The organism is Janibacter limosus NBRC 16128 (assembly GCF_001570985.1).
Classification (GTDB): Bacteria; Actinomycetota; Actinomycetes; order Actinomycetales; family Dermatophilaceae; genus Janibacter; species Janibacter limosus.
In genome coordinates this window covers 19,186-38,381 of sequence record NZ_BCSS01000007.1, presented here as the reverse complement: position 1 = coordinate 38,381, position 19,196 = coordinate 19,186, and the positions used below count along the sequence as shown (strand labels likewise).

21 protein-coding genes are annotated in these 19,196 nt (G+C 69.2%); 9 read left to right on the top strand and 12 right to left on the bottom strand.

Annotation, left to right across the window (positions count from 1 at the left end):
* Window positions 1–14: 14 nt before the first annotated feature.
* On the top strand, window positions 15–857 hold the full coding sequence (kynA, locus tag JLI01S_RS03865; protein ID WP_068260268.1) for a tryptophan 2,3-dioxygenase: 843 nt from the start codon (window positions 15–17) through the stop codon (window positions 855–857).
* Complete coding sequence (locus tag JLI01S_RS03860; protein ID WP_068260265.1) at window positions 854–2,092, top strand: kynureninase; 1,239 nt, start codon at window positions 854–856, stop codon at window positions 2,090–2,092. Before kynA ends, JLI01S_RS03860 begins: the two co-directional genes overlap by 4 nt.
* Here the strand turns inward: JLI01S_RS03860 and JLI01S_RS03855 are convergent.
* Window positions 2,079–2,840 (bottom strand): alpha/beta hydrolase family protein, encoded by a 762-nt coding sequence (locus JLI01S_RS03855; protein ID WP_068260261.1) that lies wholly within the window; start codon window positions 2,838–2,840, stop codon window positions 2,079–2,081. The genes JLI01S_RS03860 and JLI01S_RS03855 overlap by 14 nt on opposite strands.
* 98 nt (window positions 2,841–2,938) lie before the next feature.
* Here JLI01S_RS03855 and JLI01S_RS03850 point away from each other — a divergent pair, with 98 nt between their 5' ends.
* Window positions 2,939–3,298: a hypothetical protein gene (locus JLI01S_RS03850; protein ID WP_068260258.1), complete on the top strand. Its 360-nt coding sequence runs from the start codon at window positions 2,939–2,941 to the stop codon at window positions 3,296–3,298.
* A 67-nt stretch (window positions 3,299–3,365) separates the two neighbouring features.
* Complete coding sequence (locus tag JLI01S_RS03845; protein ID WP_068260255.1) at window positions 3,366–5,027, top strand: DUF222 domain-containing protein; 1,662 nt, start codon at window positions 3,366–3,368, stop codon at window positions 5,025–5,027.
* Between the two features lie 185 nt (window positions 5,028–5,212).
* On the opposite strand, the gene JLI01S_RS03840 is transcribed toward JLI01S_RS03845, so the two are convergent.
* The 9 genes from JLI01S_RS03840 to JLI01S_RS03800 form a co-directional block, all read right to left on the bottom strand.
* Window positions 5,213–5,920 (bottom strand): ABC transporter ATP-binding protein, encoded by a 708-nt coding sequence (locus JLI01S_RS03840; protein WP_068260253.1) that lies wholly within the window; start codon window positions 5,918–5,920, stop codon window positions 5,213–5,215.
* Window positions 5,917–6,696 (bottom strand): ABC transporter ATP-binding protein, encoded by a 780-nt coding sequence (locus tag JLI01S_RS03835; protein ID WP_068260249.1) that lies wholly within the window; start codon window positions 6,694–6,696, stop codon window positions 5,917–5,919. Before JLI01S_RS03835 ends, JLI01S_RS03840 begins: the two co-directional genes overlap by 4 nt.
* The gene (locus JLI01S_RS03830) at window positions 6,696–7,790 is read right to left on the bottom strand and encodes a branched-chain amino acid ABC transporter permease (protein ID WP_068260246.1); all 1,095 of its coding nucleotides are present in this window, start codon (window positions 7,788–7,790) and stop codon (window positions 6,696–6,698) included. Before JLI01S_RS03830 ends, JLI01S_RS03835 begins: the two co-directional genes overlap by 1 nt.
* Entirely contained in the window at window positions 7,787–8,653 is an 867-nt protein-coding gene (locus tag JLI01S_RS03825; RefSeq protein WP_068260239.1) for a branched-chain amino acid ABC transporter permease, read from the bottom strand. Before JLI01S_RS03825 ends, JLI01S_RS03830 begins: the two co-directional genes overlap by 4 nt.
* A 34-nt stretch (window positions 8,654–8,687) precedes the next feature.
* Window positions 8,688–9,896, bottom strand: a complete 1,209-nt coding sequence (locus tag JLI01S_RS03820; RefSeq protein WP_068260236.1) for an ABC transporter substrate-binding protein — start codon at window positions 9,894–9,896, stop codon at window positions 8,688–8,690.
* A gap of 111 nt (window positions 9,897–10,007) precedes the next feature.
* Window positions 10,008–10,853, bottom strand: coding sequence for an MOSC domain-containing protein (locus JLI01S_RS03815; RefSeq protein ID WP_068260232.1), 846 nt, complete (start codon window positions 10,851–10,853; stop codon window positions 10,008–10,010).
* A gap of 45 nt (window positions 10,854–10,898) precedes the next feature.
* Complete coding sequence (locus tag JLI01S_RS03810; RefSeq protein ID WP_068260229.1) at window positions 10,899–11,435, bottom strand: hypothetical protein; 537 nt, start codon at window positions 11,433–11,435, stop codon at window positions 10,899–10,901.
* Entirely contained in the window at window positions 11,432–11,875 is a 444-nt protein-coding gene (locus JLI01S_RS03805; protein WP_068260222.1) for a hypothetical protein, read from the bottom strand. Before JLI01S_RS03805 ends, JLI01S_RS03810 begins: the two co-directional genes overlap by 4 nt.
* A gap of 68 nt (window positions 11,876–11,943) precedes the next feature.
* On the bottom strand, window positions 11,944–12,309 hold the full coding sequence (locus tag JLI01S_RS03800) for a hypothetical protein (RefSeq protein WP_068260219.1): 366 nt from the start codon (window positions 12,307–12,309) through the stop codon (window positions 11,944–11,946).
* A gap of 161 nt (window positions 12,310–12,470) precedes the next feature.
* Between JLI01S_RS03800 and JLI01S_RS03795 the strand changes: the two genes are divergently transcribed.
* From JLI01S_RS03795 to JLI01S_RS03775, 5 genes are read left to right on the top strand one after another with little or no spacing between them, the layout of a single operon-like run.
* On the top strand, window positions 12,471–13,466 hold the full coding sequence (locus tag JLI01S_RS03795; protein ID WP_068260217.1) for an ABC transporter ATP-binding protein: 996 nt from the start codon (window positions 12,471–12,473) through the stop codon (window positions 13,464–13,466).
* Window positions 13,463–14,221 carry an ABC transporter permease gene (locus tag JLI01S_RS03790; protein ID WP_068260214.1) on the top strand — a complete coding sequence of 253 codons (759 nt, stop codon included), beginning with the start codon at window positions 13,463–13,465 and terminating at the stop codon, window positions 14,219–14,221. Before JLI01S_RS03795 ends, JLI01S_RS03790 begins: the two co-directional genes overlap by 4 nt.
* Entirely contained in the window at window positions 14,218–15,363 is a 1,146-nt protein-coding gene (locus JLI01S_RS03785) for a sensor histidine kinase (RefSeq protein WP_068260212.1), read from the top strand. The genes JLI01S_RS03790 and JLI01S_RS03785 overlap by 4 nt, the downstream gene beginning before the upstream one ends.
* The gene (locus JLI01S_RS03780) at window positions 15,360–15,965 is read left to right on the top strand and encodes a response regulator transcription factor (RefSeq protein WP_084349189.1); all 606 of its coding nucleotides are present in this window, start codon (window positions 15,360–15,362) and stop codon (window positions 15,963–15,965) included. The genes JLI01S_RS03785 and JLI01S_RS03780 overlap by 4 nt, the downstream gene beginning before the upstream one ends.
* 47 nt (window positions 15,966–16,012) lie before the next feature.
* Window positions 16,013–17,098: a DUF5005 domain-containing protein gene (locus JLI01S_RS03775; RefSeq protein WP_068260209.1), complete on the top strand. Its 1,086-nt coding sequence runs from the start codon at window positions 16,013–16,015 to the stop codon at window positions 17,096–17,098.
* A gap of 22 nt (window positions 17,099–17,120) precedes the next feature.
* Here JLI01S_RS03775 and JLI01S_RS03770 read toward each other — a convergent pair whose 3' ends face one another.
* Window positions 17,121–17,945 carry an SDR family oxidoreductase gene (locus JLI01S_RS03770; protein ID WP_068260206.1) on the bottom strand — a complete coding sequence of 275 codons (825 nt, stop codon included), beginning with the start codon at window positions 17,943–17,945 and terminating at the stop codon, window positions 17,121–17,123.
* Between the two features lie 49 nt (window positions 17,946–17,994).
* Entirely contained in the window at window positions 17,995–19,140 is a 1,146-nt protein-coding gene (locus JLI01S_RS03765; protein ID WP_068260200.1) for an acyl-CoA dehydrogenase family protein, read from the bottom strand.
* Between the last annotated feature and the right edge of the window lie 56 nt (window positions 19,141–19,196).

Below are 19,196 nucleotides of genomic sequence, written 5' to 3'. Positions count from 1 at the left end.
CGTAGGGTGAGCGGGTGACTGGCAACACACGAGACATCGAGGCAGGCGTCCACCAAGACTTCCGTGAGGAGATGTCCTACGGGTCCTACCTGGCGCTCGAGACGCTGCTCGACGCGCAGCTCCCGGTGAGCGAGCACCACGACGAGATGCTCTTCATCATCCAGCACCAGACCTCCGAGCTGTGGCTCAAGCTCGTGCTGCACGAGACCCGCTCGGCGATGGCGCTGCTCGCCGCCGACGAGATGCGCATGGCACTCAAGCGGATCGCGCGGGTCAAGCACATCCAGCGCACGCTCACCGACCAATGGTCCGTGCTCGCGACGCTCACACCGACGGAGTACCAGGAGTTCCGCCCTCACCTCGGGCATGCGTCCGGCTTCCAGTCCTGGCAGTACCGCGCGGTGGAGTTCGCCCTGGGCAACAAGCACGCCGGCATGCTGCGGGTGCACGAGGCTGACCCTCAAGCGCACGCGGTACTCGCCCAGCTGCTCGAGGCGCCGAGCCTCTACGACGAGTTCCTGCGCTACCTCTCGCGACGCGGCTACGCCATCCCCGAGCACGTGCTCACCCGGGACGTCACCCGCGCCCATGAGCTCGACCCGGAGCTGACCCGGGTTCTCACGCGGATCTACGCGGAGGCGGAGGACAACTGGGACGTCTACGAGGCCTGCGAGGAGCTCGTCGACCTCGAGGACAACTTCCGGCTGTGGCGCTTCCGCCACCTCAAGACCGTGCAGCGCGTCATCGGGATGAAGACGGGCACCGGAGGCAGCTCCGGTGTCGGGTTCCTGCAGAAGGCCCTCGAGCTGACCTTCTTCCCCGAGCTCTTCGCCGTGCGGACGGAGATCGGGTCGTGAGCGGCGTCGGCAGTGCACAGGCGTTGCGGGACAAGGCGGCTGCGCTCGACGCGGCTGACCCCCTTCGTCATTGTCGGGAGCTGTACGTGCCGGCCGAAGGCCTCGTCGCCTATCTCGACGGCAACTCGCTGGGTCGCCCGCTGCGAGCCACCGCGCAGCGGATCGCCGATCTCGTCGCGCACGACTGGGGCACGCGCCTCATCCGGTCGTGGGACGAGCAATGGATGGAGCTGCCGCTGCGCCTCGGCGACCGGATCGGTGAGGTCTGCCTGGGCGCTGCCGCCGGCCAGACCGTCGTCGGCGACTCGACCACAGTGATGCTCTACAAGCTGCTGCGGGCGGCCGTCGCCGCAGCCGGACCGGAGCGCCCCGAGATCGTGGTGGACACCGAGAACTTCCCGACTGATCGCTATGTCGCCGAGGGCATCGCGGACGAGACCGGTGCCCGGCTGGTCTGGATCGAGCCCGACCCGACGAAGGGGGTCACCCCGGACCTCGTCGCCGGCGCCCTCACCGAGCGCACCGGTGTCGTCCTGCTCTCCCACGTCGCGTACAAGTCGGCGTGGATCGCGGACCTGCCCCAGATCACCCGGCTGGTGCACGACGCCGGCGCGCTCGTCCTGTGGGACCTGTGCCACTCGGTCGGTGTGGTGCGCAGCGACCTGGACGCGCACGACGTGGACCTCGCTGTCGGGTGCACGTACAAGTTCCTCGGTGGCGGGCCGGGCGCGCCCGCCTTCGGCTATGTCGCGCAGCGCCACCAGGAGCGGCTGCGCCAGCCGATCCAGGGGTGGATGGGGCACGCGGCGCCCTTCGTCATGGGACCCGGCTACCGGCCGGGTGCGGGGATGCGCGGGTTCATCTCCGGCACTCCCCCGGTGCTCGGGATGGTGGGCATCGAGGACACCGTCGACCTCATCGACTCGGTGGGCCTGGAGGCGGTGCGGGACAAGGCCGCTCGACTCGGACGCTTCGTCATTGAGTCCGTCGACGAGGTGCTCGCGGGACACGGAGTGCGGGTGACCTCACCCCTCGATGCCGAGCAACGGGGTGGTCACGTGACGCTCGCGCACCCACGCTTCCGCGAGGTCTACCGGGAGCTGTGGGCACAGGATGTGGTGCCGGACTTCCGCGAGCCCGACGGGATCCGACTCGGCCTGTCGCCACTGAGCACGTCGTACAGCGAGGTGGCCGAGACGCTCGTGCGGATCGAGGGCCTGCTCAGCGCTGGGTGAGTGCCGCCAGGACCGACGGCCAGTGCGGGGAGGCCGGGTCGATGACGTCGAAGTGGTGCGCGCCGTCCAGCACCGTGCGCACCCACCCCAGCGTCTGACGAAGGGGGACGGTCGCGTCCTCGCCCCCGTGCAGGATCGAGATGCGTTGCGCCGCAGCGGGGTTGACCGCGAGGAGCCGGGTCGGATCGAGGCGCGCATAGAGGTCTGGTGACTGGTGCGGGTCGGCGCCGATCCAGTCGCGGACGGCGTTGCTGCCGAGACGGTCGGCGACGGCTGCGCCGAAATCGGCGACCGGTGCGAGCGCGAGGGCTCGGGTCGGGGGCAGGTGCTGGTGGAGGGCGCGCCACATCACGAGGGCTCCCCCCGCGCTGTGCCCCACCCAGGCAGCGACATCGTGACCGGTCTCGCGCAGGTGGGTGTCGAGGGCGGTGAGGTCGTCGGTCGTGGTGCTCGGGTCCCCGGGGACGCGACGGTACTCGGTGAGGACGACGTGCCAGCCCGCCTGCACGAGGGCCTGGGCCATCGGGCGGGCGTGGGTGCGGTCGATGGCCGGCCGGAAGTAGCCGCCGTGCACGACGACAAGGGTGCGGGTGCGCGGGGCGTCGGACCCGTGGGCGTGGAGGTCGTCGACCTGTGGAGCGCAGGTCTCGAAGACCTGGTCGGGGTGAGGACCGTAGGCGGTCATCGGGAAGGCGAGGGTGCTCCCTTCGTCCAGGAGACGGTGCAGGGCTGCGTCCTCGTCGATCACCGCCCCAGCCTCTCACTGCCTCGGTCTCTCACTGCCTCGGCACGAGGTGAGGAGATCTACCCAGTGACGTTGACGGTGGTTGCTCATACCGTCGAGCCATGACGATCATTGCGGCGCGACCACTCGACCGGGGGTGGGTCCATGCGATCCCGGCGCTCACCTTCGCCGTGGGTGCCGTCGCCTACCCGCTCTACGTGCTGGTGGAGACCTTCCGCATCGCGAATGCTGACATCTCGACCCGACCCGGGGCACCATTCGCCGCAGCAGCCATCGCCGCGCTGGCGTTCCTCGCCGGTGTGCTCGTCGCCGCCTTCCTCACGATGACGGCTTACGCAGTGTGTCGGCCCGGCAGCACGCGACTGGTCCGTGTGGCCCAGATCGTCGGGCTGGCGCTGACCGGCATCGGGTGCGGTGCCGGGATCTGGCTCGCGGTCATCGTGGCTCACAGCATGGGCTGAGACATGCCCGCGAAATGATCCACAGGGAGCCCTGGCGGTCGAACACCTGTTCGATTAACGTCAATGCATGGACGGGACATCGGGGTTCGAGGAGATGCTGACGCAGACGCTGCGTCGGGTCGACCTGCACACGATGCGTCGTCGGATCGAGCTCCCCCAGGGGATGGCCGAGAGCATCCGCCGGGCCCACGCCGAGGTCGACGCCATGATGGAGCGACTGCCGGACGAGGAGTCCGACATCGCGACGCTCAGGGAGCAGGTCACGCAGGTCGAGCGCCTCAAGCGACGGGTCGAGGCCGTGCAGCTGCGGCTGACCGCCAAGGCATCGCGAGCCGCGGCACACGAGGCCGATGGCCGACTCGACTCCGGGTCATGGCTCGCCGGCGCGACGGACAGTGACCGTCGGCAGGCGGCCGGTCAGGCCGCGCTGGCTGACGCGCTCGGTGCCACACCGGCTGCCGGTGACGGTTCGTCGACAGGTGATGCCTCGGACAACGCCACTGGTATCTCTGGCGAACGTGGTGGGAGTGAGGGCTCAGGTGGCGACGCGGGTGCTGCGCTTGACGCGGGCACTCCTGACAGCGGCTCTGACGCAGGTGACACGGGCGCGGCAGGCGATGGTCCCGACGCGGACGACGGTGCAGGCACAGGCGCGGACGCGGATGACGCAGTCGCAAGCGGTCGTCGAGCAGACGGACGACCGCTGCTGACGGCAACAGGAGCCGCGCTCGATGCGGGCACCATCAGTGCAGCGCACGCCCAGGTCATCATGCGGGCGCTCGACGACCTGCCCAAGGGCGTCACGGACGAGCAGCGACGCGAGTGCGAGGATCAGCTGCTCCTGCTGTGCACCAACCGCTCCCCCGGCCAGCTGCGCCGTGCGGCGCGGCGGGTGCTCGAGGCCGTCGAGCCCGAGCCCGAGGTGGTCGACCAGCACGAGGACGACCTCGTTGCCGATGAGGAGGAGCGCGCGCGGGACAAGGCCGCCTTCTGGGTCAAGGACAACCAGGACGGGACCGTGACGGGGCACTTCACCGTGCCGTGGGCCAGCGGGATGATGCTCAAAAAGATCATCGACGCGATGACGGCCCCGCGACGGCGCCAAGGAGATGACCCCGCTGACCGTGGTGACCAGGCCGGTCGTGCTGAGGGCCGTGGCGCCGCGGGCAGCGGCTCGACGCGCACGGACCGCTACCTGGACTGGCAGCACCGCCGTGGCCTCGCCTTCGCCGACCTGCTGACACGCATCCCGACCGACCACCTGCACACCAAGGTCTCGGCGACGATGATCATCACGACACGCTTGTCGGACCTGATGGACAATTTCGAGGCTGCTGGGAGCAAGGTGGCGACGACGGACATGCAGGACGTCCTCAGCGCCGGGTCCGCTCGGCGTCTGGCCTGCGGGGCCGGCCTCCTGCCGGCCGTCCTCGACGGCGACTCCGTGCCTCTGGACCTTGGTCGACAACGACGACTCTTCAGTGACGCCCAACGCATGGCTCTGGCCGGGCGATACGACGAGTGCGCTGCTCAAGGGTGCGACCGGCCCTTCGCCTGGACCGAGACGCACCACCTGAGGCCGTGGGAAGCCGGCGGCACGACCGACCTCGACAACGCCGTCCCCCTCTGCGGGACTCATCACCACATGATCGACAGCACCAGGTGGACGTTCGTCGTGACGCGGATGGCTCGCCGGACCCTGTCGCTCGTCTTCCATCGACGGACCTAGACCTGGACGAGCACAGACCATCGACGGGGATCGGCCATCGACGGACACAGACGAGGGCCCCGGCCGGCCAGAGAGTGTCTGGTCGACCGGGGCCGTTGCGCCGCGGTCTCGACGCCGGGCTTGTGAGCTCGACGTGGAGCCGTGTGGGTGCCGGCGCCGAGCGTGAGTTCGACGCCGAGCTCGTGCTAGACGCCCAGATAGGCCTGCTGTACCGCAGGGTTGTCCGCCAGGTCGGCGGCCGCACCGGCGAGGACGACCCGACCTTCGGCCAAGACGTATCCGGTGGTCGCGATCTTCAGGGCCGACCGGGCGTTCTGCTCCGCGAGGAGCACACCGATGCCTTCCTGGTTGATCCCGACGATGGCGTCGAAGACCTGCTGGGTGACCAGCGGCGCCAACCCCATCGAGGGCTCGTCCAGGATGAGCATCTTCGGGTCGGACATCAGGGCCCGCCCGATCGCCACCATCTGCTGCTGCCCACCGGAGAGCGAGCCGGCACTCTGGTGACTCTTGTCCCGCAGCGCAGGGAAGAGCTCGTAGGACCGCTCCAGGAGCGTGCGCACCCGCGCCCGGTCCCGTCGGCCCACGTAGGCGCCGAGCGTGAGGTTCTTCTCCACGGACATCCGCGGGAAGAGGTGGCGCCCCTCCGGGCAGTGGGCCAGCCCCCGACGCACGATCGTCGCCGACCGGCTGCGCGTGATCTCCTCGCCGTCGAACTCGACCCGACCGCTGCTGGGCCGCAGGAGCCCGCTGACGGTGCGAAAGAGCGTCGACTTGCCGGATCCGTTGGCTCCCAGGATGACCGTCAGCTCACCCGAGGCAGCCGTGATGTCGACCGAGTGCAGGACATCGCCCGCGCCGTACCCGACGCTCAGGTCGGAGATGGTCATCATGTCGTGGCTCCCGTCGTGTCCGCGTCCGCACCGAGGTAGGCCTCGATGACCAGCGGGTTGCTCCTGATGTCGTCCGGGCTGCCCACGGCGATCCGCTGACCGTGATCGAGGACGACGATCTGGTCGGCGAGGTTCATGACCATGGACATCTTGTGCTCCACGAGACAGACCGTGACCCCCCGGGCGACGATCTCCCGGATGAGGGTGCCGAAGGCCTCCGTCTCCTCGTCGTTGGTCCCGGCTGCCGGCTCGTCGAGGAGCAGCAGACGCGGCTCCGTCGCCAGAGCCTGCGCGATCGAGATGCGCTTCTGCGCCTCCTGCGGGAGGGTCGAGGCGATCTCGTGACGCAGGTGCGCGACACCGACGAACTCGAGCTCACTCATCGACGTGTCGAGACTGCGCCTTTCGTCGCGTCGGTGTCGAGGAGTGTGCAGGACCGCGTCGAGGGCATTGGAGCGCGACCGCACCACACAGGCCGCGCGCACATTGTCCAGGACACTCGCGCCCTCGAAGAGGTGCGTGGTCTGGAAGGTCCGGGCGATGCCTGCACGCACCGTCTGGTGCGGCTGCATACCCGTGATGTCCTTGCCGTCGAAGGTCACCGTGCCAGCGGTCGGGCGATAGAACCCGGCCATCAGGTTGAAGAGGGTCGACTTGCCGGCGCCGTTGGGCCCGATGATCGCTGTCACGCAGCCTTCCGGAACATCGAAGTCGACGTCCCGGACCGCGTGCAGGCCACCGAAGGCCTTGCCGAGTCCACGTACCTCGAGCAACATCACAGTCCCCCTTCGCTCGTCGCGGCAGCACCCGAAGCGGCGTGCGGCCTGTCGAGGGCGTTGTCCTGGCCCGTGCCACTGCCGCTGTGCCCGTCCGGCCCTCGCCCGTCCGGCCCGCGACCGGGAGGCGGTGATGCTCGACGCGATCGGTGCGAGCTCAGGAACTCATTGAGGTACCCGACGATGCCGCGCGGGGCGAAGATCACGAGCAGGACGATGATCGGGCCGAGCACGATGAAGCGGTAGGACTCGAGGTCCTGGAGCATCTCGAAGAGGAAGGCGACGAGGACGCTGCCGACGACCGGTCCCATGACAGTGCCCATGCCTCCGATGAGCAGGAAGAGCAGGAACTGGAAGGTCAGGTCGATCGCGGCGGAGTCCGCGCCGATGAACCCGTTGAGCGTCGCAAAGAGCCCTCCGGCCAGCCCCGCGAGGCCTGCCGAGGCGGTGTAGGCCAGCTGCTTGCTGACTCCGACGTTGACGCCGATGGACTTCGCGAGGTCTTCGGAGGTCCGGATGGCGACGAGCGAGCGGCCCGCGTTGGAGTGCAGGATCGCGTGTGTCGAGTACGCCGCACCAGCGAGGAAGAGCAGCACGAGGTAGTACAGGACGACGGGGTCGCTGAAGTCGAGTGGCCCGATGCTTTCGGGCAGCTTGATCCCGCTGACCCCCGAGTGGGCATGCGTGACCGTCTCCCATCGGATGATGATGATGTAGATCAGGAAGCCCAGGGCCATCGTGAAGATCGCGAAGTAGGCACCCTGGGTGCGCAATGCGATCAAGCCCGAGGCGTACCCCAGGATCGTCGTCGCGAGGATGGCCACGACGAAGGCGGTCCAGAAGGACCAGTCGTGGTCGGTCGTCGCGAGTCCCACGATGTAGGCACCCACGCCGAAGAAGGCGCCGTGGGCCAGGGAGAGCTGACCGGTCAACCCGAGGATGATGTTGAGCCCGTAGGCCGCGATCGCATAGATCGCCGCCGTGGTCACGATGCGCAGCAGGTAGGGCTGTCCCGAGACGAGCATGGGCGCCACGAGGAAGGCGATCGCGATGAGGATGACTCCGAGGAGTCGTGGTCGCAGCAGGGTCGTCATCGTTGAACCACCGTCCCGAAGAGTCCTGTCGGCTTGATCGCCAGCACCGCCATGAGGACGATGAAGACTGCCGCCTGTCCGGCGCCGACGGAGATGTAGGTCGAGGCCATGACCTCGGCCATCGCGATGAAGAACCCGCCGATGATCGCCCCCGGGAGGGAGCCGAGACCGCCGAGGATGATGATCGCGAAGACGATGAGGCTGAGCGACTCCCCCATGCCCGGTGACAGCAGCTGGATCGGCGCGACGAGTCCCGCCGAGATCGCCACCAGCGCGAAGGAGACCGCGAAGGTCATCATCGAGACGACATTGGCGTTGATCCCCACGAGCGCGGCGCCGGTGCGGTCCTGCTCGATGGCCTCGATCGCCTGACCGTGCACGGACCTCTTGAGGAAGAGGGTGAGCGCGATGAGGACGACCATGGCCGTGATGATGATGATGATCCGCTGCGACGAGATCTGTGCGCCGGCGACCGTCAGCCGACCGTCGAAGGGGGACTCCATCCGCAGGAAGCCGGATCCCCAGATCTCCTGGACGAGCGAGATCAGGAAGAACATGACCCCGACCGTCGCGATCATGTGGTGGGTGTGCGGCGCATTGCGCAGCGGGTGGAAGATCAGGCGCTCGAAGACGACACCGATGACGGCCAGGATCAGCGCGGCGCACACGATGGCGACGACATAGGGCAGGCCCACGTCGACGAGCAGCGTGTAGGTCACATAGCCGCCGACCATGAAGAGCGCACCATGGGCGAGGTTGGGGAAGCCCAGCACGCCGAAGACCAGGGTGAGGCCGATGGCGGCCAGGCAGTAGATGCCGCCCAGCGCCAGGCCGTTGATGAGCTGTTGGATGAAAAGGGTCACCCGTCACCCCCGTAAAGGTCCGCGATCATCGGGTTCAGTCCTTCGGCTGGTCGATGGGGAAGGTCTCGTACTTGCCCTTGTCATTGCGGTAGGCCGCCTTGAGACCGTCGGAGCGAAGGTGCCCGTTGTCGGTGATCTGGTCGGGCGCGAAGGCCACCTTGAACTTGTCGTCGACGTTCTTGACGGCCTCGGGCATGGCGTCGCGGATGGCCTGCGGGTCGTCGACGCTGCCGGCCGACTTCATCGCCTCGACGAAGACGGGGAGCGCCTGGTAGTTGAGGGCGATGTCAGCGTTGACCGGCTTGTCCGAGGAGAACTTGTCCTGGTAGCGGGTGATGAAGTCCTCGGTGCCGTCGAACTCGGTGAGGGGGGCGATGCCCACGGAGTCGTTGAGGTTCTTGGGGTCGGTGAACTTCTCCAGCTCCTCGAACTTGGCCTGGTCGATGATCATGAAGGCACCCTTGTAGCCCTGCTTGCGGGCCTCCTCGATGACGAGCGCCGTGGGCTGCGAGGGGCCGCCGACGAGGATGACATCGGGCTTGCCCGCAAGCGTCTTGGAGACAGGACCGGCGAAGTCGGACACGGAGCCGTAGTCGATGTTGTTGTTGTCGAGGACCGTGCCTCCGGCCTTCTTCCAGCTGGCCGTGGCGGCCTTGGTCCACTCCTGGCCGAACTCGCTCGAGGTCGTGAGGAGACCCAGCTTGCCCGTGCCCTTGGTGTCGAGCTGCTCGATGAAGGGGTCGATGTAGCTGACGAAGGACGGCGGGATCATCACGGTCAGCTCGTTGCCGCTGGCGAGGATGTCCGGGTCCGAGCTGTAGGCCCCGAGGAGGAACTTGTCCCGCGTGGTGTTCAGCTCTTGGGCCGCCTTGATCCCACCGGCGTGGGGGACGAAGACGATCTTGGCGCCTTCCTTCTGCACGAGGCGCTGGGCGTTGGTGCCGGTCGTGCTCGGCTGGTACTGGTCGTCGAGGCTCTCGAGCTTGAGCGTGTACTTCTTGCCGTCGACCTCGACGCCCTCTGCGTTGAGCTCGTCGACAGCCATCTGCAGACCGTTTTGGACATTGAGGCCGTACTCGGCGGCGCCCCCGCTGATGCCGGCGGAGTACCCGATGACGAGGGTCTCGCCGTCCGATGAGCCTCCTCCCCCGTCACCGCCGCAGGCGGCGAGCGCGGCCACGAGGCTGCCACTCGCGACCAGGACGAAGGACCGACGCATGCGGGACGATGATGCTGGGGTCATCAGGAATCTCCTCGTTGAGATGCTCACCATGTGAATCTGCGTTCAGATTCAACTCCCGCTGAAGGTAGTGGTGCCTGTCACAGATGTCAACGGGTCTCGCGACACGCCGGCTCAGACGCCGGGGAGGACCTCGTCACCCACGTGGAGCTCCCCCGCGCCGAGCGGGACCAGACGGGTGCCGAACCAGGTCTTGCCCTCCCACGCGCGGTGGCGTGCGAGGGTGCGGACCGGCTCCTTCCCGGTGGCCTGCGTGTCGGGGTCGATCGTGGTCATGACGCACCGGTCACAGACCTCGGCGGTGCGGAACTCGACGTCACCGATGCGCACCGTCGACCACGCGTCCTCGGCGAAGGCTGCGCCGCCGTCGATGACGACATTGGGGCGGAAGCGGATCATGTCCACGGGCTGCCTGCCGCCGACCGAGTGCTCGCCCGTCACCATCTCGCCCTCCTCCTCGGCGCGCTGGTCGACCCACTCCTGCAGCTGCGCCAGCGAGCTCTGAGAGGTCATCAGCAGCGGCCCGGCATCGGCGAGCGAGAGGGTGTCGCCGTCAAGGCCGCCGTGGGCACCGGACATCCGCCGCATGCGGGGGTCTTCCTGCCAGACGAGGCGAAGGGGGCGACCCACCCGGTCGCTGATCCACTCGCTGACGTCGAGGTCGGCCGGCGGGGCGAAGCCCTGTCGCGCATGGCTCACCGGGATCGGCGGGAGGCCGAGGGGGATGTCGACGAGGATGCTCTCTCCCCCGTCGTGGATGCGGATCGTCTCCTCGTCGACCTGCTGTGCCCGCAGGCGCAGGAGCGCGTGCTCCTCACGGGCAGTGACCTTTTCGCCGGACGGGTCGACCAGGCCCCAGCGGCGGTCGCCCTCGATGCCCCAGGGTTCGATCCGCGCCGACTCGACGTCCATGCCGCCGAGGGACTTGACCGGGTAGAGCCGCAGCTGGGTGACACGCATGGTCCGACGATATCGCCGCCCCCGTCCACGGATGCAGCGAATCCCTCAGGCGCTGCGACCGCTCCAGGCGTCGTGCCCGGCCGCGAGCGCGCGGAAGACTTCTTCGGGTGGGGCCGCGATGGTCTGCGGGATGACCACGCCGGGCCCACCCGGCGCCTCCTCGACCACGCCCTGGGCGTCGCGCTGGGCCGCGTCCCAGCGCTCCTGGGCCTCGGGGGTCAGACGCAGGACCACCGTCGGGCGGGCGGCCAGCACCTCGCGGTCGACGCGCGTGATGTGTGCCCATGGGATCCAGGGCGACGTGCCCTCGCCAGCGACCCGGACGCCACGGTCGGCACTGACGGTCAGCTCGAGGGCCGGACGGATCAGCTTCCAGACGGCGAAGGGGATCCCGACGAGGCCGAAGAAGGCGGCCACCGCGATGCCGAGCATCCGGAGCAGGCCGTCCCCGCCCCCGAGGAGGCACAGCCCGATGATGGTGAAGCCGGCGCAGATCATCAGCAGGAAGATCATGCCCGTGCGAGCGGTGCGGAACTCCAGCTCGTCACCTCGGGCGAGACGGTCTGCGTGATCGGCGCTCATGCCTGAGCGCCCGCTGCGCGACGCACGACCTCGGAGGCGAGCAGGTGGCCGAGCTCGTCGTCCGAGATCGTCAGGGAGCCCGGCAGTGCCACCGCGGCGACGTCCGGCACGGCGTCCTCGCCCGGGGTCGCCTCCTCCTGCGAGGCCTCCTCCGCAGCCATCTCGGCACGCTGCTGCGGGGTGACCCCCAGGACGGACTCGACCGCTTCCTCCTTGATGGCCAGGGCCAGGACACTGGTGCTGCCGTTGCTCGCCCGGTCGACCATGGCGATCGCCGACCAGGGGACCCGCAGGTCGGCGCTGCGGGTCCAGACTCCCTGATTGCTCACCGTGACCTGGACCTTGGGCGAGATGGCACCAAACGTGGCCATCTGCTTCCGGCTCGTCCTGAACTGGAGTTCCTCGCCACGAGCGAGCTGGTCAGCGTAGTCAGCGATCACGACGGACAGTCTCCCGCACCGCACACGTCACCAACAATCGTGCCGGGTGGGCGCCACGGCCCCGGGACTCAGGCGTCGACCGGCACCTCGTCGGTCGAGATCTCCTCTGCCCCGGGCGTGCCCGGCTCGAGGTGCTGGTCACCCGCGCGGTGCAGCGCGAACCAACCGCCGAAGAAGGCACTGAAGATCCCCGCGTCGGTGTCCTTGACGAGGATCTGCGCACAATGGCCAGACTGCACACGGAAGGCCACCGCACCCGAGGTGGTCAGCCCGTCCTTGAGGTAGAGCACGTGCTTGCCGGAGGGGATGTCGAAGCGCACGGTCCCGACCGACCCGTCGAGGACCCCCAGGTCGGTCGACCCGAGCATGACGTGCTTGCCGCTCAGGTGCGCCGGTGCGATGTTGCCGGTGCTGATCTCGACTGCTGCGCCCATCGGGGTACCTCCTGGTGTCCGTCGGTCCGGTCGGGCAACCGGGCCCTCATCTCCATGATGCCCGCCCCACCTGTGCCCTGTCTGCACCATGACAGCTGTCATTGCGCAGTCGTGACATCGGGGGATGGCCGGGTTGCTCCCTTCGGCAGCAGTGTGGAGCCATGACCACGACGAGCAGTCCACCGACGGGGACCACGACAGCGTCTCCCCCACCGACCACCGACGGGATCCACCTCGAGGGCGTGACCAAGAGCTTCCGCTCGGGCGGGGAGATGGTCCACGCCGTCGCCGGCGTCGACCTGAGCATCGCGCCGGGTCAGGTGGTCGCCGTCCTCGGTCCCAACGGGGCCGGCAAGACGACCACCCTCGACATGGTGCTCGGGCTGACCGAGCCGACGACGGGGCGGATCACCTCCTTCGGGGCGGCGCCCCGACGCGCCGTGCACGAAGGGAGGGTCTCGGCCGTCCTGCAGACCGGCGGCCTGCTGCGTGACCTCACCGCGCGGGAGACGGTGCGCTACATCGCCTCGACCTTCCCCCGCCACGAGCCGGTCGAGGACGTCCTGCAGCGAGCAGGACTGTCGGACAAGGCCGACCGCAAGGTCTCCAAGCTCTCCGGTGGTGAGCAGCAGCGGCTGCGCTTCGCCCTGGCACTGCTGCCTGACCCCGACCTGCTCATCCTCGACGAGCCGACGGCTGGGATGGACGTCGGCGCGCGCCGCGAGTTCTGGCGCACGATGCACGAGGACGCGACCAACGGCCGCACCGTGCTCTTCGCGACGCACTACCTGGAGGAGGCCGACAACTTCGCCGACCGGATCATCATGATGGCCGGCGGCCGCATCGTCGCTGACGGCACCACCGAGCAGATCCGGGCCCGCGCACGTGGTCGCACGGTGAGCGCCGACGTCCGCAGGGGGGACGTCGGCGCCGCTGTCGAGCGCTTGCGCGGGCTCACGGGCATCGCCTCGGTCACGACCAACGGGGAGCGGGTCACCGCGATCGGCGAGGACTCCGATGCCCTGGCACGACTCCTGCTGCTCGAGCTGGGCGGCACCAACCTCGAGGTCACGACGGCCTCGCTCGACGCGGCCTTCATGACCATCACGGGCGAGGCCATGGACGAGGACACCGACGAGACCGAGGAGACCCGATGAACCCCACACTGATCGGCCTGGAGCTCAAGCGCTACTGCCGCGACTACGTCGGTCTGTTCTTCATCGCGGTCCTGCCCGCCTTCATGTACGTCGTCTTCGGAGCGGCCCAGACCTTCGGCAAGGAGGACATCGGTCGCGGCAATGTCGCGCTCTACGTCATGATCTCGATGGCCGTCTACGGCGCGGTCACGGCGACCGTCTCGGTCGGCGGATCGGCCGCGGTCGAGCGGATGCAGGGCTGGGGACGACAGCTGGGGCTGACCCCCCTTCGCGATGGTGGGTATGTCGCGACCAAAGCGGTCCTCGCGGTGGTCATCGCGTGCATCCCCATCGCCCTGATCTACGTGATCGGCGTCGCCAGCGGGGCGCAGGGCGACCTGTGGGTCTGGTTCGCCACCGCCGGGATCACCCTCTTCGGCGCGTCCGTCTTCGCGCTCTACGGGCTCGTCTTCGGACTGGCCTTCAAGTCCGAGTCGGCGGTCGGCGCGGCCAGCGGGTCGCTCGTGGTCTTCGCCTTCCTCGGCAACATCTTCATCCCGCTGTCGGGGGTCATGCTGACGATCGCGAAGTTCACCCCGCTCTACGGGATCGTCTCGCTGGCGCGGTATCCGCTCACCGAGGGCTACTCGGTCGACATGCAGGGCAACCTCTCGCACGAGGCGCTGTGGGTGCCACTGGTTAACGTGGGCGTGTGGACACTGATCCTGGCGCTCCTGACGGTCTACCTCGTGCGGCGAGGTCGGGACCGGCAGTGAGCGGCACGCCCCACCCGCGGTGCCCCGACGTCGACCTCGACGGCGGGGTGCCCGACCCGTGGGCCCGGCACGGCTGGCTGCTCGCCGCCGTGTGGTTGGTCTTCCTCGGGTTCCCCGCCAGCGCCGTCATCGACCAGACCGTCGGTCAGCCCGTGGTCCGCACGATCGGGCTGCTGCTCCTCATCGCCTTCGCAGCGGTCTACATCCTGGCCTTCAGCCGATCGCAGATCGGCCTGCACGGCGGGTGGGACCGCACTCGGCTGGTGAGCGTCTACGGCGGCTTCGCGACGCTGGTGGCCATCATGGCGCTGCTGTGGCCGATCATCGGCGTGGAGGTCCTGGGGGTGACCGCCTTCCTCGCGAGCCTCGCGGCCTTCGGGTTCCCCCTGCGCAGCGCCGTGGTGGCGGTGATCGCGGTGACCGTCGCCGGTGCCCTCACCCTCGTCGTCACCGAATCCCTCGACGAGCTGTGGCCCTTGCTCCTCCTGCCGGCCCTCATCGGCTCCTTCGGTCTGCTGCTGCGGCGGATGATCCTCGGCGACGAGCGCCGAGAGGTCCTGCAGCGCACCCTGGCCGTCGCGGCCGAGCGCGACCGGGTGGCGCGCGACGTCCACGATGTCGTCGGGCACTCCCTGACGGTCGTCTCGCTCAAGGCCGACCTGGCCGAGCGCCTCGTCGACATCGACCCGGAGCGGGCGAAGGGAGAGATCGCCGCCATCCGATCGCTCACCCGACAATCCTTGGCAGAGATCCGTGCGACCGTCGCCGGCCTGCGCATCACCCGGCTGGCCGACGAGCGCGATGCCGCCCTGGCCGCGCTGGCCGATGCCGGGATCGAGGCGTCGGTCCCCGACGACTACGACGTCGTCGACCCCGCCCACCGCATCACCGTCGCCTGGGCGCTGCGCGAGGCGACGACCAATGTCATCCGGCACAGCGGCGCCCAGCGCGTCGACGTGGCGTGGGGGCCGACCTGGCTCGAGGTCACCGACGACGGCCGCGGGCTCAGCGGGCGACGGGAGGGCAGCGGCCTGACCGGGCTGCGCGAGCGGCTCGCCGGGGTCGGCGGCCACCTCGACGTCGGTGAGGGACTCCCGGGCCGCAACGGCCCCGGGACGCGACTGCGGGTGGAGCTGCCGTGATCACGCTGCTGCTGGCCGACGACCAGGCCCTCGTGCGTGGCGCGATGGCCGCGCTGCTCGGGCTCGAGGAGGACCTCGAGGTCGTCGCCGAGGTCGGGTCGGGCGACGAGGTGCTCGAAGCCGCCCGACGTACCCACCCCGATGTCGCGGTCCTCGACGTCGAGATGCCCGGGCTCGACGGCATCTCCGCTGCCGCGCAGCTGACCCGGGAGCTGCCGGGGACCCGGGTGCTCATCGTGACGACCTTTGGTCGACCGGGTTACCTGCGCCGGGCCCTCGACGCGGGCGCCAGCGGGTTCGTCGTCAAGGACACGCCGTCGCACGAGCTGGCCGCGGCGGTGCGCACGGTCGCGGCCGGTGGGCGGGTCGTCGACCCGTCGCTGGCCACCGAGGTCGTCATCGGGGGCCCCAACCCGCTGACCGACCGCGAGCGCCAGGTGCTCGGTGAGGCGCTCGAGGGCCACTCCGCCCCGGCGATCGCCGCCCGGGTGCACCTCTCCCCCGGCACGGTGCGCAACCATCTGTCCTCGGCCATCGGCAAGACGGGCACGAGCAACCGCGTGGAGGCCGCGCGGCGGGCCCAGGACCTAGGCTGGCTCTGACCCCTTCGTCCTCGCCCGTGTCCGAGACCACCAGCCCTGGAGCGTGCATGCGCCCGACCCGCCCGGCCGCGGCCCTCGCCGCTCTCGCCGTGGGGGCCGGTCTGCTCGTGGGTTGCACCGACGACGGGGCGCAGGCCGACTGCGACGCGACCGCTGCCGACTTCTCGTGGGCCAGTCCCTCCCCCGCGGACGACGAGCGCTTCGACCTCACGGGACCAGGGTGGATCGGCGGTGACTCCACCTATTCGGTGCAGCTGCCGGACCAGCGCACGCTGTGGCTCTTCAGCGACTCCTTCATCGGGGAGGTCTCTCGCAGCGGCCGCCCGGCGCCCGGCATGGCGATGGTGCACAACGCGCTCGTGGCCGAGAGCGACTCGGGTCGGCTGAGCACGCGCACCGCGGAGGGACCGGAGTCCTTCTTCGCGGACCCGAGCGAAGACAGCTACTACTGGGTGCAGGACGCGGCCGTCGAGGGTGACGAGCTCGTCGTCTTCCTGTCCTTGACCCGCGCCGTGGGCGAGCAGGGGTTCGCGTGGGACCACAACGCCATCGCGCGGGTCTCCCTGCCCGACCTCGAGGTCACCGAGATCATCGACCCCGGCGCGGGGCAGGACCACGTCGCGTGGGGGGCCGGGGTGATGACCACGCCGACGCACACCTACGTCTACGGCGTCGAGGACCTCGAGCAGACCAAGCACCTCCACCTCGCGCGGGTGCCTGCCGGCAACCTCACCGACCGCTCCCACTGGGAGTACCGCACCGCTGATGGCTGGTCACCCGATGTTCTGCAGAGTGCCCGCCTGACCGACGGGGTCGCCAACGAGCTGAGCGTCTCGCGCTACCGCGACGGCTACCTGATGATCTCCTCGGACACCTCCGCGCCCTTCAGCCCCAAGATCAATGCGTGGACGGCGTGCTCGCCCCAGGGTCCGTGGCGGGACCGACAGACGATCTACGAGACGCCGGAGTCCGGGGTGGGCAAGCACTTCACGTACAACGCGCACGGCCACCCGGAGATCAGCGAGGACGGCCAGCTGCTCATCTCGTACAACGTCAACACCTTCGACTTCGACGAGCTGACACGCGACCCGACGCTCTACCGGCCGACGTTCATCACGCTCGACCTGGACTGACCGATCGCGGGTCCTCGCTGCCTCAATCGAGGAAGAAGTCCGGCAGGAGCTGCTCCAGGGGCGGCCCGTATGTGGAGAGGTCGGTGACACCCTCCTCGGCGAGGACTTCGTCGTCGATGAGGAAGCGTCCGGTGCACTCGGCGGGCTCACGGGTGAGGACTGCGTGGGCGGCGTCGGCCATGATCTGCGGGCTGCGGCTGCGAGCCATCGTCTGCTCGCCGCCGAGGAGGTTGGCCACGGCGGCGGTCGCGATGGCCGTCCTCGGCCACAGGCTGTTGGCCGCGATGCCCAGCTCGCGCCACTCCTGCGCCAGGCCGAGGGTCACAAGGCTCATGCCGTATTTCGCAATCGTGTAGCCGAGGTGGGCGCCCGCCCAGTGGGGGTTGAGGTTGAGCGGCGGGGACAGCGTGAGCACGTGCGCCGCGTCCGAGGCGCGCAGGTGCGGCAACGCCGTCTTGGCCAGGAGGAAGGAGCCACGGGTGTTGATGTCCTGCATGAGGTCGTACTTCTTCATCGACAGGTCCGCGGTGGGCGACAGGTCGATGGCGCTGGCGTTGTTGACGACGATGTCGATCCCGCCGAAGCGCTCGACCGTGCGGTCCACGGCCTCCTGCACCGACTCCTGCGAGCGGACGTCCCCGAGGATCGCCAGCGCCTGGCCACCGGCCTCCTCGATGGCGGCCGCGGCGGTGTGGATGGTGCCCTCGAGCCTGGGGTGGGGCTGGTCGGTCTTGGCGAGGATGGCGACATTGGCGCCGTCGCGGGCGGCGCGCTCGGCGATGGCCAGCCCGATCCCGCGGCTGCCTCCCGACATCAGGATGGTGCGTCCGGCGAGTGAGGTGGTCATGGGTTCTCCTGGGTGAGTTCGGTGTCGGTGTCGGTGGTGACGAAGGGGGTCAGCCCGGCAGTCCGTCGAGCCGGGCCAGGACCTGGAGCATGACCTCGTCGGCGCCGCCGCCGATCGAGCCCAGCCGCATGTCGCGGAAGTAGCGGGCGGTCCACGTCTCCTCCATGTACCCCATGCCGCCGTGGAACTGGATGCACGCGTCCGCCACCTCGCGCGCCAGGCGACCTGCGGTCAGCTTGGCGACGCTGGCGCCGCGGGTGATGTCCTCGCCGGCCATGTGTGCCTCGCACACGGCGGCGTTGTGGCTGCGCAGCAGCTCGACCTGTGCCTGCAGCTCGGCAAGGCGGAAGGTGACGTACTGCTTGCTGGCCAACGGCTGGCCGAAGACCTCGCGCTCGGTGACGTACTGCCGGGTGCGCGCGAGCGCCTTGTCGCAGCTGCCCACGCTCGAGTAGGCCGCGTACATGCGCTCGATGATGAACTGCTGCATCTGCTGCTGGAACCCGCGCCCGATCTCCCCGATCGTCTGGCTGACCGGCACCCGCACCTCGTCGAGGACGATCTCTGCGGTGTCGGAGCTGCGGTTGCCGAGCTTGTCGAGGCGTCGGGCGACGGAGAATCCCGGGCTGTCGGTCGGGACGATGATCTGGGACATCCCGCGGTGGCCGCCCTCGTCGGAGGTGCGCGCGAGCAGGCACAGCCAGTCGGCCTGGGTGCCGTTGGTGATGTACATCTTGCGCCCGGTGATGACCCAGTCGTCGCCATCGCGGACGGCCCGGGTCCGCACTCGTGAGACATCGGAGCCGGTGTCCGGCTCGGTCACGGCGATGGCCGCGACCTCCTCGCCCGCGAGCGCCGGAGCCAGGTGCTTGCGCTTGAGCTCCGGTGTGCCGAAGTGCGCGAGCGAGGGCGTGGCCATCATCGACTGGACACCGATGGCCATGGCCACGCCGGCGGAGTCGCTCCGACCGAGCTCCTCCGCAGCGACCATCTGGAAGGAGTGGTCCGCCCCCTCTCCTCCGTACTCGGGGTCACGCTCGAGCCCGAGGATCCCCAGGGCCGCGGCCTTGCGGAAGAGGTCACGGGCCGGGAAGATCCCGGCCTCCTCCCAGGCATCCGCGTGCGGGTTGATCTCGGTGTCGACGAAGGTACGCACGCTGGCGCGGAAGGCATGGTGCTCATCGGTGAGGCGCATGTCGTGACGCTATCGACGCACCTCAAATAAAACAAGCATGCTTGATTGTTTGTGGA

Bases quoted from the DNA above. Each gene is read 5' to 3' on its own strand.
- JLI01S_RS03850 (WP_068260258.1), top strand. From the start codon at position 2,939: ATGACGATCATTGCGGCGCGACCACTCGACCGGGGGTGGGTCCATGCG.
- JLI01S_RS03845 (WP_068260255.1), top strand. From the start codon at position 3,366: ATGGACGGGACATCGGGGTTCGAGGAGATGCTGACGCAGACGCTGCGT.
- JLI01S_RS03840 (WP_068260253.1), bottom strand. From the start codon at position 5,920: ATGATGACCATCTCCGACCTGAGCGTCGGGTACGGCGCGGGCGATGTC.
- JLI01S_RS03835 (WP_068260249.1), bottom strand. From the start codon at position 6,696: ATGTTGCTCGAGGTACGTGGACTCGGCAAGGCCTTCGGTGGCCTGCAC.
- JLI01S_RS03830 (WP_068260246.1), bottom strand. From the start codon at position 7,790: ATGACGACCCTGCTGCGACCACGACTCCTCGGAGTCATCCTCATCGCG.
- JLI01S_RS03820 (WP_068260236.1), bottom strand. From the start codon at position 9,896: ATGACCCCAGCATCATCGTCCCGCATGCGTCGGTCCTTCGTCCTGGTC.
- JLI01S_RS03815 (WP_068260232.1), bottom strand. From the start codon at position 10,853: ATGCGTGTCACCCAGCTGCGGCTCTACCCGGTCAAGTCCCTCGGCGGC.
- JLI01S_RS03810 (WP_068260229.1), bottom strand. From the start codon at position 11,435: ATGAGCGCCGATCACGCAGACCGTCTCGCCCGAGGTGACGAGCTGGAG.
- JLI01S_RS03800 (WP_068260219.1), bottom strand. From the start codon at position 12,309: ATGGGCGCAGCAGTCGAGATCAGCACCGGCAACATCGCACCGGCGCAC.
- JLI01S_RS03795 (WP_068260217.1), top strand. From the start codon at position 12,471: ATGACCACGACGAGCAGTCCACCGACGGGGACCACGACAGCGTCTCCC.
- JLI01S_RS03790 (WP_068260214.1), top strand. From the start codon at position 13,463: ATGAACCCCACACTGATCGGCCTGGAGCTCAAGCGCTACTGCCGCGAC.
- JLI01S_RS03775 (WP_068260209.1), top strand. From the start codon at position 16,013: ATGCGCCCGACCCGCCCGGCCGCGGCCCTCGCCGCTCTCGCCGTGGGG.
- JLI01S_RS03770 (WP_068260206.1), bottom strand. From the start codon at position 17,945: ATGACCACCTCACTCGCCGGACGCACCATCCTGATGTCGGGAGGCAGC.
- JLI01S_RS03765 (WP_068260200.1), bottom strand. From the start codon at position 19,140: ATGCGCCTCACCGATGAGCACCATGCCTTCCGCGCCAGCGTGCGTACC.